Origin of the sequence: Lentzea kentuckyensis (assembly GCF_002150765.1) — a bacterium.
Taxonomy (GTDB): domain Bacteria; phylum Actinomycetota; class Actinomycetes; order Mycobacteriales; family Pseudonocardiaceae; genus Lentzea; species Lentzea kentuckyensis.
Window position 1 is genome coordinate 1 of record NZ_MUYM01000106.1, and the last position, 14933, is coordinate 14933.

At 68.6% G+C, this 14933-nt stretch carries 16 protein-coding genes; 8 read left to right on the forward strand and 8 right to left on the reverse strand.

The genetic code is table 11. The features are described 5' to 3' along the window. The 3 genes from B0F77_RS38645 to B0F77_RS38655 form a co-directional block, all read right to left on the reverse strand. The coding region (locus B0F77_RS38645) for an ABC transporter substrate-binding protein (protein WP_143467141.1) at positions 1-1105 on the reverse strand (1105 nt) is incomplete at its 3' end. A gap of 23 nt (positions 1106-1128) precedes the next feature. Then, positions 1129-2007 (reverse strand): carbohydrate ABC transporter permease, encoded by an 879-nt coding sequence (locus B0F77_RS38650; RefSeq protein ID WP_245849212.1) that lies wholly within the window; start codon positions 2005-2007, stop codon positions 1129-1131. Then, positions 2004-2978, reverse strand: a complete 975-nt coding sequence (locus tag B0F77_RS38655) for an ABC transporter permease (protein ID WP_245849219.1) — start codon at positions 2976-2978, stop codon at positions 2004-2006. Before B0F77_RS38655 ends, B0F77_RS38650 begins: the two co-directional genes overlap by 4 nt. 168 nt (positions 2979-3146) lie before the next feature. Between B0F77_RS38655 and B0F77_RS38660 the strand changes: the two genes are divergently transcribed. The 3 genes from B0F77_RS38660 (at position 3147) to B0F77_RS38670 (ending at position 6304) form a co-directional block, all read left to right on the forward strand. Continuing rightward, entirely contained in the window at positions 3147-4154 is a 1008-nt protein-coding gene (locus B0F77_RS38660) for a hydroxyacid dehydrogenase (RefSeq protein WP_211294252.1), read from the forward strand. A gap of 187 nt (positions 4155-4341) precedes the next feature. Continuing rightward, positions 4342-5241, forward strand: a complete 900-nt coding sequence (locus tag B0F77_RS38665; protein WP_169731045.1) for an arabinan endo-1,5-alpha-L-arabinosidase — start codon at positions 4342-4344, stop codon at positions 5239-5241. Between the two features lie 10 nt (positions 5242-5251). After that, the gene (locus B0F77_RS38670) at positions 5252-6304 is read left to right on the forward strand and encodes a glycoside hydrolase family 43 protein (RefSeq protein WP_245849222.1); all 1053 of its coding nucleotides are present in this window, start codon (positions 5252-5254) and stop codon (positions 6302-6304) included. A 19-nt stretch (positions 6305-6323) separates the two neighbouring features. Here B0F77_RS38670 and B0F77_RS38675 read toward each other — a convergent pair whose 3' ends face one another. Continuing rightward, complete coding sequence (locus B0F77_RS38675; RefSeq protein ID WP_086668024.1) at positions 6324-7442, reverse strand: ABC transporter substrate-binding protein; 1119 nt, start codon at positions 7440-7442, stop codon at positions 6324-6326. A gap of 146 nt (positions 7443-7588) precedes the next feature. Here B0F77_RS38675 and B0F77_RS38680 point away from each other — a divergent pair, with 146 nt between their 5' ends. Then, positions 7589-8077, forward strand: coding sequence for a MarR family winged helix-turn-helix transcriptional regulator (locus tag B0F77_RS38680; protein ID WP_086668025.1), 489 nt, complete (start codon positions 7589-7591; stop codon positions 8075-8077). A gap of 24 nt (positions 8078-8101) precedes the next feature. Continuing rightward, positions 8102-8752: an NAD(P)-dependent oxidoreductase gene (locus B0F77_RS38685; protein WP_086668026.1), complete on the forward strand. Its 651-nt coding sequence runs from the start codon at positions 8102-8104 to the stop codon at positions 8750-8752. Positions 8753-8770: 18 nt separating this feature from the next. On the opposite strand, the gene B0F77_RS38690 is transcribed toward B0F77_RS38685, so the two are convergent. Together B0F77_RS38690 and B0F77_RS38695 are read right to left on the reverse strand one after the other, a co-directional pair. After that, positions 8771-9610 (reverse strand): glycoside hydrolase family 16 protein, encoded by an 840-nt coding sequence (locus B0F77_RS38690; RefSeq protein WP_158102934.1) that lies wholly within the window; start codon positions 9608-9610, stop codon positions 8771-8773. Between the two features lie 108 nt (positions 9611-9718). Next, entirely contained in the window at positions 9719-10318 is a 600-nt protein-coding gene (locus B0F77_RS38695; RefSeq protein ID WP_086668028.1) for a TetR/AcrR family transcriptional regulator, read from the reverse strand. 121 nt (positions 10319-10439) lie between these two features. Here B0F77_RS38695 and B0F77_RS38700 point away from each other — a divergent pair, with 121 nt between their 5' ends. The 3 genes from B0F77_RS38700 to B0F77_RS49355 all read left to right on the forward strand — a co-directional run bounded on the left by B0F77_RS38700 (position 10440) and on the right by B0F77_RS49355 (position 13173). Further along, a complete protein-coding gene (locus tag B0F77_RS38700) occupies positions 10440-11261 on the forward strand; it encodes an SDR family NAD(P)-dependent oxidoreductase (protein WP_086668029.1) in 822 nt (273 codons plus the stop codon). A gap of 66 nt (positions 11262-11327) precedes the next feature. Further along, positions 11328-11717, forward strand: a complete 390-nt coding sequence (locus tag B0F77_RS38705; protein WP_086668030.1) for an NPCBM/NEW2 domain-containing protein — start codon at positions 11328-11330, stop codon at positions 11715-11717. 142 nt (positions 11718-11859) lie between these two features. Then, complete coding sequence (locus tag B0F77_RS49355) at positions 11860-13173, forward strand: helix-turn-helix domain-containing protein (protein WP_158102935.1); 1314 nt, start codon at positions 11860-11862, stop codon at positions 13171-13173. 124 nt (positions 13174-13297) lie between these two features. On the opposite strand, the gene B0F77_RS50210 is transcribed toward B0F77_RS49355, so the two are convergent. Further along, complete coding sequence (locus tag B0F77_RS50210; protein WP_245849226.1) at positions 13298-13645, reverse strand: hypothetical protein; 348 nt, start codon at positions 13643-13645, stop codon at positions 13298-13300. 20 nt (positions 13646-13665) lie between these two features. Beyond that, entirely contained in the window at positions 13666-14427 is a 762-nt protein-coding gene (locus B0F77_RS38715; protein WP_245849227.1) for an ABC transporter substrate-binding protein, read from the reverse strand. Positions 14428-14933 lie beyond the last annotated feature (506 nt).

Sequence of the window (14933 nt, forward strand, 5' to 3'; positions counted from 1 at the left end):
TCGCGTTCGGCCCGTACGGGCGGGCGAGGTCGAGTTCGAACCGGCGGTTGATGCCGGACAGCGCCTCCGTCACGGCGCCGAAACCGTCGGTGAGCGAGAGGACGGAACCGTTGTACCAGAACGTTTTCACGTCGGTCGCGCTGAGGGTGAGGCTGTCGGGGTGGTAGGCGCCCTTCTCGGCGAGCCTGCGCATCACGCCGAGTGCTTCCTCGAACTGGGGGGTGGCGAGGGTGGTGTGGAACTGGCCGTCGCGCAGCTCCCAGGCGTTCGGCGCGCCGAGCGAACCGGCGTGGTAGGCGATCGAGCCGAAGCTGCCGAAGACGCTCTTGGATCCGCCGATGCCCCACCGCTTGTCTCCCGACAGCCGGGTCAGCGCGCCGACGAACTCCTCCGTGTTCCACTCCCGCGCGACGCCGGCCTGCTGGAGCACCGTCCGGTTGACGTAGAGGCTGTTGCCCGGCTTCGGACGCTCCAGCGGCACGCCGTAGATCCGGCCGCCGATGCGGCCCATGCCCTGCCAGGCGTAGGTGGGGATGTTGGCGAGCCCGGGATAGTCCTTGACCGCGTCCCCGCCGACGAAGTCGGACAGGTCCGCGCACCGGGACTGGACGAACTCGTGCGAGCGGGGCAGCTGGAGGTTGCTGAACATGATGATGTCGGGCAGGTCGTCGCCGGAGGCCATGAGCGTGGTCATCTTCTGGCCGTACTCGGCGTCCGGGACCACCACGACCTTGAGGTTGACGTTCAGCGCCTTGTTGACGGCCTGCCAGAACCGGTTGCCCTCCAGCGCTTTGGGCGGGGCGCCGTAGGTGATGACCATCGCGGTGACGTCCGAGCCGTCACCTGGTGCTTCCGGCACCGACCGGACGAGGTTCTGCGGGTAGTCGAGGTGGAGGGGTTGTACACCGGAGGCGTCGCCGGGCGCATCGGGTTTCGGGCCGGCGAACGGCACATAGGTGGGCCACGGCACCACGTTCGTGCCGGCGTTGCCCACACCGCCGGACGATCCGCTGCCGCAGCCGGTGAGCACGGGACCGGCCACGGCGGCGAGCGCACCGGCGCCGGCGAACTTCAGCAACGACCTTCGGCGAAGAGGAGAGGTCATGGGGTCGCTCCCTTGAGGGGTGTTCAGGCCTTGACGGCGCCGGTGAGCACGCCTTTGACGAAATAGCGTTGGAGCAACGGATAGACGCACACGATCGGTGCGGTGGCCAGGACGACGACAGCCATCTGGGTCGCCTGCGGAGCGGACACGACCGCCGACTCGCCGGTGAGGTCGGCCCCGCCGGTGACGTACTGGCGCAGCACCGTGCCGATGGGCCACTTCGTCTGGTCGTTGAAGTAGATGATGGCTTCGAAGAAGCGGTTCCAGTAGGCGACCGCGTAGAACAGGCTCACCACCGCCAGCACCGCCTTCGACAACGGCAGCACCACCCGCCACAGCATGGTCAGTTCGCCGGCGCCGTCGATGCGGGCGGCTTCCAGGAGCTCGGCCGGGATGGACTGGAAGAAGCCGCGCATCACGATCAGGTTGAACACGTTGATCAGGAACGGCAGGACCAACGCGGCGTAGGTGTCGAACAGGCCGGTGGTGCGCACCACCAGGAACAGCGGGATCATCCCCGGCGGGAACAGGAACGTGAACAGGATCAGCAGCAGGATCGGCCGCCCGCCGTAGACGCGGGGCCGTGACAACGCGTAGGCGAGCCCCACCGTGCACACCAGGCTCAGCGCCGTGCCGACCACCGTCACGCCGGCGCTGACCAGCAGCGCTCGCGTCACGACACCGCCGTCCAGGATCTCCGAGTAGGCGCCGAACGTGAACCGCTCCGGCCAGATCACCCAGCCGCCGTTGGCGATCACGTCCTGCGGCGAGGCGAGACTCGTCGCCAGCACCGTCCACAGAGGAAACAGCACGAGCAGCACGACGACGGTGAGCGCCACGGCCTTCGCGGCCCGCATCGCCGGTCCTGGCCTGCCCTGCCACGCGGGATAGGTCGCCCTCAACGCTGGTACACCCCCTGTTCGCCGAGCCGGTGCGCGACCTTGTTGGCCGTGTACACCAGCGCGACGCCGATGACTCCCTTGAACAGACCGGCGGCGGCCGCGTAACCGAACTCGCCGTTGGCGAAGCCGGTGAAGTAGACGAACGTGTCGAGCACCTCGCCCGCCTCCGGCCCGACCGCCTGCCGTTGCAGGAAGAACTGCTCGAAGCCGACTTCCAGGAACTCGCCGAGGCGCAGCACCAGCAGCAACACGATCACCGGACGGATGCCCGGGAGCGTCACGTGCCAGAGCCGGCCCCACCAGCCAGCGCCGTCGAGCGCCGCCGCCTCGTACAACTGGTCGTCCACTTGGGACAGTGCGGCGAGGAAGATGATAGTGGCCCAGCCGCACTCCTTCCAGATCAGCTGCGCGACCACCAGCGGCTTGTAGGTGTCCGGGTTGCCGATGACGTGGATCGCCCCGAGGCCCAGGTCGCCCAGCCAGCCGTTGACCACGCCGGCGCCACCCAGCATGTGCTGGAACAGCGCCACGACGATCACCCACGACAGGAAGTGCGGCAGGTAGACCACGCTCTGCACGAACCGTTTGACGGTCGAGCCAACCAGGCTGTGCAGCAACAGCGCCAGGGCGAGCGGAGCCGGGAAGAAGAACACCAGTTGCAGCCCGGCGATCACGACCGTGTTCACGACCGCGTTCCAGAACTGCGGATCGCCGAGCATGTGCTGGAAGTTGACCAGCCCCACCCACCGGCTCTCCGCGAGCCCCAGGAAGGGGACGTAGTCGACGAACGCGAGCGCGTTGCCGAACAGCGCGCCGTACTGGAAGATCAGGAAGTAGAGCACGCCGGGCGCCATCACGAGCAGCAGCGCCGCGTCCCGGCGCAGCCGCGATCGGCGTTTCCGCTTGCCGGCGCGTGGTGGTGCCTGGGCGCGCACCTCGCGGGACGGCCGCCTGGTCTTGACCGCGCTCACCTTCGGTGGCCCCCCGTCGTCGCGATCGCCTTCGACCGGAACACAGTGACCACGAAGATAAAACGCTTACATCATTCGGTCAACCATGGATGCTCTTTCCTTTGACCACCAGGGCTTCTTCTGTGGTAAACCGTTTTACGTCAAGCACCTGATGGAAAGGATCCATCCGTGCCGGATCTTCCTGTCGCGGTCTTCGCCATGCAGCCGTGGGCGCTGCCGGCCCTGTTTCCCGCGGATCTGCTGGAACGGCTGCGCACGCTGGTGCGGCTGGAACCGGGTCCCGCTCTCACGTCCTTCGGGACCGAGGAAGCCGCCTCCGCCCTGCGCGGCGCCGACGTGCTCGTGACCGGCTGGGGTTGCCCGCGCATCGACAGTGCCGTGCTCGCCACGGCGCCGCGGTTGCGTGCCGTGATCCACTCGGCCGGCTCGGTGAAGGGACACGTCGATCCCGCGGTCTTCGCGGGCGGCATCGCCGTCTCGTCGGCCGCCCAGGCGAACGCGGTCCCGGTCGCCGAGTACACGGTGTCCGCCATCGTCTTCGCGGCGAAGCGGGTGTTCACCCGAGCCGACTGGTACGCCCGCGACCGCACGGCGGGCGACTGGCGTTCCGGGGAAGGCACCGGGCTCTTCGGCCGCACGATCGGGATCATCGGCGCCTCCTGGACGGGCAGGCTGGTGCTGGACCGGCTGCGCGCGCACAACGTACGGCTCCTGCTCTCCGATCCGTACGTCACCGCGGACGGGGCCCGCGCTCTCGGCGCGGAACTGGTCGACGTGGACGAACTGTGCCGCCGCAGCGAGGTGGTCTCCGTCCACGCGCCCGCGCTGCCGGAGACCCACCACCTGCTCGACGCCCGGCGACTCGCCCTGCTCCAGGACGGCGCGACGCTCATCAACACCGCCCGCGGTTCCCTGGTGGACACCGTCGCCCTCACCGAGCACTGCGTGGCCGGGCGTCTCGAGGCCGTGCTCGACGTGACCGACCCGGAACCGCTGCCACCCGGCCATCCTCTGCTGACCCTGCCGAACGTGCTCGTCACTCCGCACCTGGCCGGCTCGCAAGGACACGAGCTGCGCCGGCTGGGCGACTTCACCGTGGCCGAGGTGGCCCGCTTCACCAGAGGTGAGCCGCTGCAGGGCGCCATCTGTTCCAGCGAACTGCACAGAATCGCCTGAGTCGAATTCATTCGACAGAGTCGTCGATGTCAGCGAAGGCAGTCACCGTTGTTCGATTCGACAGTGCACCCACTACCGTGAAATCGCGCCGCCGCAACCACTTCGTCCAAGGGATCGAGGGAAGTACGTGGCCGCACTGAGAAAACTCGCTCTGACCTTGGTGACGACCTTGGCCGCCACCGTCGCGATGGCGCCGCACGCGTCGGCGTATCCCGCGCCGGGCAGGGTGACCGGAGACTTCGGCGTGCACGACCCGAGCGCCGTCAAGCGCGCCGACGGAAGCTACCTCGTCGCGCACACCGGCGACGACATCGCGCTCCGGACCTCCACCGACCGCGTCGCTTTCCGCAACGCGGGGGCGGTCTTCCCCAACGGCGCACCGTGGACCACGACCTACACCGGTGGCAGCCGCCGACTCTGGGCGCCCGATCTGTCCTACCACGACGGTCAGTACTGGCTGTACTACTCGGCCTCGACGTTCGAGTCGAACCGGTCGGCGATCTTCCTGGCGACCAGTCCCAGCGGCAACTCCGGCACCTGGACCCATCGGGGCCTGGTCGTCGAGTCCCGGGGTTCGGACAACTTCAACGCCATCGACCCGGACCTCGTCGTGGACGACCGGGGCGGCTGGTGGCTGAGCTTCGGCTCGTTCTGGTCCGGCATCAAGATGATCGCGCTCAACCCGGCCACGGGCCTGCGGTTCGACTCCGCCATGCGCTCCCTCGCCGGCCGCAACGGCGGTCCGATCGAGGCGCCGAACATCGTCAAGCGCGGCGCCTACTACTACCTCTTCGTCTCCTTCGACTACTGCTGCCGAGGCGCCTCCAGCACCTACCGCGTGATGGTCGGCCGCTCGACCAGCGTCACCGGGCCGTACGTCGCCCGCGACGGCACCGCCATGACCTCCGGTGGCGGCACGGAGATCCTTGCCGGGCAGGGCAGCGTCCACGGGCCCGGACACCAGGACGTGCTCGCGGACGGCAACACCGACGTCCTCGTCTACCACTACTACGCCGACAACGGCGTGCCACGGCTCGGCGTCAACTCGCTGACCTTCGACTCCGCCGGCTGGCCCATTTTGCGTTAAGGAGAAGACCTTGACATCGATCACCAGCAAATGGCGCACCACCGTCGCCCTGGCCACCGCGGTCACCGTGCTCGCCGGCATCACCAGCGTTCCGAGCACGGTCGCGTCCGCCGCCGCGCCGAGCGCGAGCACGTTCACCAACCCGATCAAGCGCAACGGCCCCGACCCGTGGATGCAGTACTACAACGGCTACTACTACCTGGCCACCACGACGTGGAACTCCACGATCACCATGCGCCGTTCCCGCACACTGGCGGGCCTGCCGAGCGCCAAGGACACGGTGGTGTTCAACATTTCCGGCCGCCCCAACGGATGCTGCAACATGTGGGCACCCGAGTTCCACCTGCTCAACGGCCGTTGGTACCTGTACTACGTGGCCGGGCGGAACGTACCGGACTACAACCCCACCCAGCGCCTGCACGTGCTGGAGAGCTCCGGCACCGACCCGATGGGCCCGTACACGTTCAAAGCCGACCTGGGCACGACGTGGGAACTGGACCCGAGCATCCTGCAGCACAACGGAAAGCTGTACCTGCTCGGCAGCGCGATCGACGGCACGCAGAGCCTGACCATCACGCCGCTGTCGAACCCGTACACGATCAGCGGCCCGCGCCGCACCATCTCCCAGCCCACGCTGGCGTGGGAACGGCAGGGCGCGCCGGTGAACGAGGGAGCCGAGGTGCTGGTTCACAACGGCCGCGTCATGATCGTCTACTCGGCCAGTTTCTGCCAGGGCCCCGACTACAAGCTCGGCCTGCTCACCCTCACCGGCTCCGACCCGCTCAACCGGTCACATTGGACGAAGTCGTCGAATCCGGTGTTCCAGCGCAACGACGCCAACGGCGTCTACGGGCCCGGCCACAACGGTTTCTTCAAGTCACCCGACGGCACCGAGGACTGGATCGTCTACCACGCCAACACCAGCGCCTCGGCCGGGTGCGGCCTGGAACGCTCCACCCGTGCGCAGAAGTTCACCTGGAACGCTGACGGCACACCGAACTTCGGCACCCCGGTCCGGCTCGGCACCCAGCTCGCCGCGCCTTCCGGCGAGCCTGCGTCCTGACCTGCCCCGGCGCACGGGCTCACCGGCCGGGGTGCAGCCCCAGCCAGCCCGGCGACGGTGCCCCGTGGACCTCGCCGACGTACAGGGTCAGCTGCTGGCGGAAGCTCTCGACCAGGCGGCGGTCGCCCATGAACCGCTCGAAGCCGGAGAAGTTCGCGTTGCGGTACTCCCAGATCGGGCGGTAGCCCCGGGGCGGCGCGACGTCCGTGCGGACCGACCACATGTAGAAGTCCGACTGAACCTGCTTGGACAGCCACCAGTTCAGGTACAGCTTGGCCGCCGCGGGATGCTTCGCGCCGGCCATGATCGCGGCGCGCTGGGCCCAGGCCATGAACGGGTCCTGGGCCGGCACCACGAACCGCGTCTTCGTGCCGGCGCCGGGCACGAGTGCGCCGTCGGTGCCCAGTGCGACGGCCGCGGTGCCCGCCTCCACCCGGTCCGCGGGTTCCTGGGTGCCGCGCACCCAGGCCACGTCCTGCGCGGTGAACCTGGCGAGCCAGTCCCAGCCGTACCGGTCGACGATGAGCTTGTACAGGTACAGCACCGCGTCGTCGTCGTTGGGGAAGGTCGAGACGATCTTCCCGCGCCACCGCGGGTCGAGCAGGGCCCCGGCGGTCGTGGGCGGAGTCGAGGCCTGGTCGACGTTGTAGATGATCGAGAAGGCGTCGACGAAGATCCCGGTCCAGGCGCCGTCGACGTCCTTGAAGGCGGGGTGGATGCGGGAGAACCCCGCCGGTTTGTAGGGCAGCAGCGCGCCTTCCGCCTTCCACCGCGGGAAGTCCTGCAGCGTCTGCAGTTGGACGACGTCGGGCACCAGCGTGCGCGTGGCCAGTTGGGTGTCGACGCGGGCGTCGTGGAACTTGCTGTAGTCCACGATCATCCGCACGGTGACGCCGGGGAACGCCTGCTCGAACGCCGCCTTGTTGCCGTCCTGCTGGGTGGCGGTGTCGCCGCCCGCGTAGACGGTGAGAGTGCCGCCCTCCGCCTTCGCCGCCCGGTAGATCTCGTCCAGGCTCCTGGTCTCCTCGCGCACGTCGGAACCGGGTTGCGGTGCCGCCTGTCCGGTCGCGTGACCAGCGAGCATCCCCGCAGCCGCGAACGCACCACCCGCGAGCACCTGACGTCGGCCGACCGTCATGTCCTACTCCTTTTCAGCAAGGTCCAGATGACACTCAACTTAGCTGCCGTGTCAGCTATCTAACTCCGCCGATTGGCCTACCGAAGTGCCATTGTGGTGCAGGTATCACCGAAGAGACGCTCACATATTGCTGTATAGTCAGCTTTATGACGGACGACAGGACAGCCGCTGAGGACCACGTCGACAACGAGGCGGTCGTCCTGTACGGCGACATCCTGCGGCTGACCGACGCAGTGGGCGGACGGGCCGATCAGGTCATCCGGGAGGCCTCCGGGCTCGGCGGGTCCGAGTTCGAGGTGTTGCTCCGGCTGGCCAGGCATCCGGACGGCAGGACCACGAGCGCCCGTCTCGCCGAGGACTTGTCCTTCACCTCCGGCGGCCTGACCCGCCTGATCGCCCGCATGGAGGAGGCCGGTCTGCTGGCCAGGCACCCGCACCCGGACGACCGCCGGGCGGTGCTGCTGGAGCCGACCCCGCGGGGCCGGGAGCTGCTGCGCCGGGCACTCGAGGCGCACGTCCCCCAGATCACGGCGGATCTGGTCGACCCGCTCACCCCGGTCGAGCGACTGGTCCTGCGAGAGCTGGTCACGAAGCTGCTGACCCGTTCCTCCCGCGGCGCGGTCCGCGGCCACTGAAACCGCTCGAACGGAGAAACACCCGTGAAGATCCTCCTCATCGGAGCCACCGGCATGATCGGCTCGCGCGTCGCCGCCGAGGCGCTGCGCCGAGGCCACCAGGTCACCGCCGCGACCCGCTCCGGCAAGGCGGACGCGCTGCCGGCCGACCCCGCGCTCACCACCGCGGCGCTCGACGCGTCGGTGCCCGCCGAGCTCACCGAACTGGCGACCGGGTACGACGCGGTGATCTCCGCGATCTCCCCGCCCCGGGACGGCTCCGACCCCGCGCCCGCGCTGCTGGCCACCTACCGGTCGGTGGTCGAGGGCCTGCGCACCGCGGGCGTGCGGCGGCTGGTCGTCGTCGGCGGCGCGGGCAGCCTCAGGACCGCCTCCGGCCAGGACCGGGTCGACGAGGCCGACTTCCCGGAGATGTACAAGGCGGAGTCCCTTGCGCAGCGCCAGGTCCTCACGTTCCTGCGCGACGAGGTGAGCGACCTCGACTGGACCTACGTCTCCCCTGCCGACGAGATCGCCCCCGGCGAGCGCACCGGCACGTTCCGGCTCGGCGGCGACCAGTTGCTCGTCGCGGCCGACGGCACGAGCTTCATCACCGCCGAGGACTACGCGGTGGCCCTGATGGACGAAGTCGAGAGCGACCAGGCGATCCGCGCCCGCATCAGCGTCGCGTACTGACGCGGTCGTGCGGCTTCGCTACCTGCGGTAGGCCCGGAAGTAGTCGACGACGAACTCCTTCGCCCTCGGGTCGTTGGGGTCGACGTCGCCGGTCCAGCCCGCGTTCTCGTAGATTCCCAGCAGGAAGCCCGACGCGTAGGCCGGCGACTGGTTGACCGTCCTGGTGAGCTTGTTGTCCACGTAGAGCTTGATCTGGGTGGGCGTCCACTCCAACCCGTAGATGTGCATCCCGCCCGCGAGGTCGAAGCCCACCCCGACGGACTGGGTGTTCTGCTGGATGTTCGGGTCGTTCCACTTGAACAGGTTGTAGTTGAAGTTCCGGGGAGTCCGTCCCGGATGCTCCATGACGTCGATCTCGGCGCTCTGCTGCGGCGTGTCCTGCTTGCCGACGGTCCAGAACGCGGCGTGCAGGCCGCTGCGAGCGGACGTCCTCCCGCGGATCTCGAAGTAGCCGTACTTCGGCGCGTACTTCCACACCGTCGGGATCGTGTGGTCCTGGGGCGAGGCCTTGTGCAGCCCGGTCCGCTGTCCGGTCTGGATGCTGGAGACCTTCATCTTGTCGCCCGCGTAGTACGTCGGCTGGTCGTCGTCGATGCGCAGGACCAGCGCGTTGTTGCGGAACCCGTACCGCGCCCTCGACCGCCACTCCGGCGTCCGCGACTCCAGGTAGTTCGTGACCCACAGGTTCGGGTCGAGCGACCCGTTGAACTCGTCGTGCCGGTCGAGGGTCCAGCCCGGCTTCTGCAGCGGGTTCGGCGGCGTGTCCGCCGCGTTGGCTGCCGGAGCGGTGCCCGCGAGCACGGCCGCCACCAATGGCAGGACGGCGGCGAACCTGTTGAAGCGCCGGGCATTTCTCATCGCTCGCATCTCCTCACGACAACTGCGGGAAGAAGATCACCGTAGAAGCCCGGGGAGACGTCCGACCGCTTTCCGGCGTCGGCTGTCAAGAACTGTCAACGCCCCGGCTCAGCTCCGGAGCGGGGCGACAGCGTTCATCGCGTCGTCCAGCAGCTCGCCGAGAGGACGCTGGTTGTCCTCGGCAACCCACTCCGCCTGCGCCGACTCGAGGCCCGCGAGCGCGGCACCGGCGAGCGCGACCGCGGCGATCCTGGCCGGTCGGTCGCCGGCCTGGCCGAGCCGGCGCTGGAGCACGTCGGCAAGCACGGCCGCCCAATGCGCGTGCTTCTGCAGATGACTCGCGTGCAACGCCGGGGTGTTCAGCATCATGCGGGTCAGCAGCAGCGACTCCGGCCGTTCGCTCAGCGCCTCCACCAGACCGTCGAAGCACCGGCGCAGCGCGTACCACGGAGTCTCCCCGGCGGGACGTGCCTCCAGCTCCGCCGCGATCTTCTGGCCCATCTCGACGAACCACTGGCCGAGCACGTCTTCCTTGCCGGAGAAGTACCGGTGGAAGCTGCGGCGCGACAGGCCCGTGGCGGCCGCGATCTGCTCGACCGTCGTCGCCTCGAAACCCTGCTCCACGAACAGCTTCACGGCGGTCTGCCCCAGCTGCGTGCGCACCGCGTTGCGCGTGCGCTCCCGGAGTCCGACCTTCGGCTCGTCCATGAGACGAGGGTACCTCAACTGTCACGAGGGGCCCAAAAGTTCCCTCAAGGCCACACTTGACACAGTGAGACAGTTTCGGCGTATGGTGAAGCCACACACCGGATCTCCGAAAGGACATGCCATGTCGAAGACGTGGTTCATCACCGGCTCCTCCCGCGGCTTCGGCCGCGCCTGGACCACCGCCGCCCTGGAACGCGGCGACCGGGTCGCCGCCACCGCCCGCGACACGACCACGCTCACCGGCCTGGCCGAACGCTTCGGCGACGCGCTCCTGCCGATCGAGCTCGACGTCGACGACCGCGCCGCGGGCATGGCCGCGGTCCGGGCCGCGCACCAGCACTTCGGCCGCCTCGACGTGGTCGTCAACAACGCGGGCTACGGCCACTTCGGCACGGTGGAGGAGCTGACGGAGGAGCAGACCCGCGCGCAGATGGAGACGAACTTCTTCGGCGCGGTGTGGATCACCCAGGCCGCACTCCCGCTGCTGCGCGAACAGGGCGGCGGCCACATCGTGCAGGTCTCCAGCATCGGCGGCGTCACGGCGTTCCCGGGTCTCGGCGTCTACAACGCCTCGAAGTGGGCGCTGGAAGGGCTCACCGAGGCACTGGCGCAGGAGGTCGCCGCGTTCGGCATCAGGACCACCCTGATCGAACCGGCAGGCTTCGCGACCGAGTGGGCCACGTCCTCCGCGGCGCACTCCGAACCCCACCCCGCGTACCAGTTCCTGCGGGACGAACCGCAAGACTGGGGCCCGACCCCCACCGCGGAGGACAGCGTCGAGGCCCTGTTCGCGGCCGTAGACGCGGCCGAGCCGCCCTCCCGGCTGCTCCTCGCGTCGTCGGGCTACGACCTGGTGCTGGCCGTGCACGAACAGCGCCTGGCGACGTGGCGGGCGTGGGAGAAGACCAGCCGCTCCGCGGATCCCAAACGAGACGCTGCCTGAAGACGGAAAACCCGAACTCACGAGCGAGCCTCCAGGGTTCACGACGCCGACCTCGACCCGCCCCAGGTGATCACCGGGCTCGTCGCGGTCGGCGTCCGCGTTTCCGCCGGTGCCCGCGATCCCAACCGGAGAGCGCAGATGTCGTCCGACACAGCGCTGCGCGACCAGCGACCGTCCACAGCAGACCGTCAGACCGCGCTCAGGGAGTTCCTGCGGTCACGCCGGGCCCGCGTCAAGCCCGAGGACGTGACGAACAGTTCGGCATCAGCCCGGTTCCTCCTCAACGGCGACGGGAAACTGCTGGCCGACAGCGGGGTGAAGATCGCGAGCCAGGGACCGTCCACACTGGACGTGACGACCACCGGTTACGCCCTCGAACCGAGGGTCACCGACGCGCGCAACGGTACGTCGTACGATCACGCCGACTGGGGAGGGCCCACAATTACCTGCGGTTGACTCACGCCGCCCGAGAATCGTCGAATTCGATTCGAAGGCTGTTAGCGGTAATGCCGGGGCCGGTTGTTCTCACTGATGACACCACCACCATTTGCCGTTAATGTTCACGGCAAATGAGTACCGGGGGTGCCGGACAATGAGGATGACGTCACGCAAAGACGAGTTCGGCCAAGAACTCCGTCGGTTGCGCGAACAGGCGGGGCTCACCCAGGTCCAGCTGGCGGCCCGCCTCGGCTACCACCACACCTACGTTTCCAAAATCGAGAGCGGTGCGCGCGAGCCGCGCATCGCGTTCGCCGGCAAGGCGGACGACGTGCTCGGCGCCGGCGGGGCGCTGCTCGCCGCGGCCACCAGTGTCCGCGCCAGGGTGCGCACCGACCTCAGCGTCGCCACCGCCACCATCCCGCTACCGCGCACGGTGCAGATCCGCGATTCGCCGCGGGCAGCGTCGGCCCCCCGGCAGGTCCACCTGCCCGCGTTCGGCATCACCTGCCCGTCACACGGGGCCGCCGGCTGTGCGGCGCCGGTGCCGGCCGGGCTCGGGGACGTGCCGGGCGTCGACGGCCACGCCGTGGGAACCGAGACGCTGCACGGTTTCGCGGCGCTGCTGACGACCTACGTCGAGGCCGACATCACCGTGGTCGACGGTGATCTCGCCCCGTCCGTCGAGCAGGCGTTGCGCACGCTCATGACCGTCGTCCCCGAGGCACGCGGTGATCACGCGGACGGCCTGCTGCGACTGGCCGCCCGCTACGCCGACCTGGCCGGATGGATGCGGGTCAAACAAGGTCAGCACGGCATCGCCATGACGTGGCTGCAGCGCGCCGTCGAGTGGGCGCTGGCCTCCGACGGTCTGCCGACCGCCTGCGACGCGCTGAGCAGCATGAGTGTGATCGCGATGATCGAGGGCGACGGCACGACGGCGCTCGAGTACGCCCAGGCCGCCGCCGCGGTGGACCCGAACCGCCGCTGGATGAGCGTGCAGGCAAAGCTCGACCAGGCCCGCGCCCACGCACTGCTCGGCGACCACCGCGAGTTCAACGACCTGTCGCACGCCGCGCGGCGTGACGCCGAACGGCTCAGCGATCGGGACCGCATCGAGGCACCGTGGCTGACCGGCGTGGAGGGCGAGACGTTCATCGCCTCACACCTGGCGGCGGGCCTGCGTGACCTGGCGCAGGCCACCGGCAGTCGGGAGATGGCCGACCGCGCGGTGGCGTTCGCGACCACCTCGCTGCTCAACGTGCCCTCGCGGATGCAGGGCAGCAAACTCATGCTGACACTCCGGCTCGCCGACACCGAGGCGTGCCGCGGGGACCTCGACGCCGCCGTGCACCTCGCCAAGCCGGTCATGCCCGAGGTGACCGTTTCACTCAACACCACCATCCGGCACGAACTCGGCAAGTTGCGCATCCGGCTCGGCGACCGGTTCGACGAACTCTTCGACAGTCAGTGACACGGCGGGAGAAATTCTCCTTTCATCAAATCGTCGACGAAGAATGCGCGATTCGCGAACAACGGCCGTTCCCCGGCGCATGAAACCATCGAAGGCCTGCCGCTCGCTGAGCCCGCGCGAACGCTCAACGGCCGGGGTACAGCCCCAGAACGCCGGGACTCGGAGCGCCCTGGACGTCACCGAAGTAGAGCGCGAACGTCTGCTTCCACCGCTCGACCTCCGCACGGTCGGCCATGAAGCGCGGGAACCCTTCGAGATTGGCGTTGGGGTACTGCCAGATCGGCTTGAGACCGCCCGCGGGCGTGACGTCCGTGCGGACCGACCAGCCGTTCCACGAGTTCTGCTGAACCGCCGGGGAGAGCTGCCAGTTGAGGAAGAGCTTCGCCGCTGCGGGGTGGGCGGCGCCGGCGAGGATCGCGGAGCGCTGGCCCCAGGCCATGAACGGGTGGCCGTCCGCGGCTGCCCAGCGCACGGGTGCGGTCGCCGGTGCGGTCAGGGTGCCGGCGGAACCGATGCCGATGGCCTTCTGACCGCTGCCGACGGCGCGCGGAGGAGTGTGGGTGCCCCTGGCGAACTGGGGTTCTGCTCGGCGAGCTTGACCATGAACTCGCGGCCGTAAGTCTTGGCGTACAGGTAGTACAGGTACAACACCGCGTCGTCGTCGTGCGGGTACGCGGACGCGATGGCATCCTTCCAGCGCGGGTCGATCAGGTCCAGCGGGTTGCGCGGGGCGTTGCCGCCGCCCGCCGCCACGTTGTACAGGTAGCTGAACGCGATCACACCGATCGAGACCCAGGCACCGTCCGGATCAGCGAAATCCTTGTACAGCTTGGAGAATCCGGCCGGCTTGTACGGCTGGAGCACGCCCTGCTTCTTCCACCGGGTGAAGTCGTGCAGCGTCTGCAGCTGCACGATGTCCGGTACGAGAGAGCGGGTTGCCAGCTGGTGGTCGACGCGGACGTCGTGGAACTTGCTGTAGTCCACCACCAGGTTGAGCCGGATATCAGGGAATCGCGACAGGAACGCCTGCTTGGTGAAGTCCTGCTGGTCGGACGTGTCACCACCGGCGTACACCACCAGCTGCCCGCCTTCCCGCAGCGCGTCGGCGTACAGCTCGTCGAGCGACTTGCGTTCCTCCTGAACTCGCCCACCGCCGGCAGTGGTGCCGACACCCGGCAGCGCCAAGCCCAGGCCGGCCGCCCCGAGCATCGCACCTCCGGCACCGAGAAGTCTGCGCCTGCTCACATCGCTCATCGCCGCTCCTGTCCAGCTCGCTGAAGATCTCGTGACGACTGTGCCCGGCGACGGCTCGGGTCTGCGTCGCCAGACGGGTTGAACCGTCGCCGCGAGGGGTTGAACCGAAGTTCAACCGGACGATGGAAAGCAAAGGGAATCGACAGGATCGCCTGCCTCGAATCGCCCTAAGCACCTGACCAGAAGTCTTGTCCGAAACCTCACGACTCGTTGATGCCGAGCGCGTCTGCAAGTACCACCAACTCTTGATCGAATCGCCCTCAACTACACCCAACCGGTTCGTCACCCGACGAACCGTCGCCGTGTCCTCCGTCCAGAACCGCCCTGTTGGTAGTAGAAAAGTGCCTGTTGATGTTGAGTTGGCGGTACTTGCAGACGCCATCAGGCCGGACGGGCGTCCGTCAGGCGAGTAACGGACACAACTTCTGGCAGCCTGCTTAGCGCGCCGGCACCAGGGTCGTCGGCGCGCCGCAGGAATGCTTGGCACGTCTGCAAGTACCACCAAC